Genomic DNA, 1,528 nt, shown 5'->3' with positions numbered 1-1,528 from the left:
CTGCCGGTAACGGCGGTCCTTGAACCGACGCAGGCGATTATCATGCTGGCGGGTATTTATTACGGGGCGATGTACGGAGGATCGACGACCGCCATACTGCTTAATATTCCAGGCGAAGCCTCGTCCGTCCCGACCTGTCTGGACGGGTATCCGCTGGCGCAGCAGGGCAGAGGCGGACCGGCGCTGGGCATTGCGGCAATCGCCTCCTTTATCGCTGGCGTGCTGGGTGTACTTGGCCTCGTCCTGTTCGCCCCCGTGCTGGCAAGCCAAGCGCTGCGTTTCGGCCCGCCGGAAATGTTCGCCGTTCTTCTCCTGACGCTGGTCATCATGATGGGAATGAATGGGGGACGCTTCGTTAAATCGGCGGTTATGGGCCTGGCCGGCATTGCCTTGTCGCTGATCGGGCTTGGCGCGAACTCCGGCGTGTACCGATTCACCTTGGGGTGGGGACCGCTCGAAGGGGGCCTCGATATGGTGAGCATTTTGATCGGCCTCTTCTCCATCGCCGAAGTGATGCGGGGCATATCCGAGAAGAAGACCGCGATTTCGGCCGGCAATATCGGCAGCGTCTATCCGGGCCGCAAGGACCTGAAGCAAAGCGCTTCCTCCATAGCTGCTGGCGGGCTGATCGGTTTCTTCATGGGCCTGCTCCCCGGCTGTTCGGCGGCCGTAACTTCCTTCCTGTCTTATGATTTTGCCAAAAGAATCTCGCCGCGGCGCCATCTGTTCGGGAAAGGAGCCATCGAAGGGGTGGCCGCGCCTGAAGCCGCCAACAACGCGACCAGCTCCGCCGGATTTATTCCGTTGTTCGCGCTGGGCATCCCTTCTTCGCCGCCGCTGGCCGTACTGCTTGCCGGACTCATGATCTACGGGCTGACGCCGGGACCGATGCTGTTCGAGCAGAAAGGAAGCTTTGTGTGGACCGTCATTGCGAGCATGTTCATCGGCAATGTCATGCTGCTGGTGCTTAACCTGCCGCTGGTAGGGGTTTGGGCCAAATTAACCCGGGTGCCGTTCTCGATTCTTGCGCCGGTGATTCTTCTGCTCAGCATGGTCGGCGCCTACACGGTGCGCAACAATCTGTTCGATGTTCAGGTGGCCGTTGTCTTCGGCATCGCCGGTTATTACCTGCAAAAGCATGATTGGCCGATCATGCCGCTCATTCTCTGCTTCATTCTCGGTCCTTTAATGGAGCAGTCGTTTTTGCAGTCCATGGCGATTTCCGGCGGAAATCTCGGTATCTTTATTCAAAGAGGACTGTCGGCCGCCTTCATTATCGCCGCAGCGGCCATGCTGATCTTTTCCCTGTACATGGTCCGCCGCACCAAAAAAAGAATCCACGAGGAACGCGGCGATTCGCTCAGCATCGTCAATACTGAAGCGTAAGTGCCGTTCCAACATAATTAGGAGTGTGAACCAATTGACAACATTGAACAAAAAGCTTTCCCCTCTGCTGCCGCTATCTCTTGCGCTGCTGTTTCTGATCTCCGGCTGCGGGGCGAACTCCGCAAAGTCCGGAGCAGGCGCG

General features: G+C 58.2%; 1 protein-coding gene. It reads left to right on the top strand.

The annotated features are described in order from the left end of the window. Nucleotides 1-1,386, top strand: a 1,386-nt coding sequence (locus tag L691_RS0110895) for a tripartite tricarboxylate transporter permease (RefSeq protein ID WP_025690534.1), incomplete at its 5' end; no start/stop codon positions are given. Nucleotides 1,387-1,528 lie beyond the last annotated feature (142 nt).

Source organism: Paenibacillus zanthoxyli JH29 (genome assembly GCF_000520715.1).
Taxonomy (GTDB): domain Bacteria; phylum Bacillota; class Bacilli; order Paenibacillales; family Paenibacillaceae; genus Paenibacillus_AQ; species Paenibacillus_AQ zanthoxyli.
This window is presented reverse-complemented; position numbering and strand designations above follow the sequence as displayed.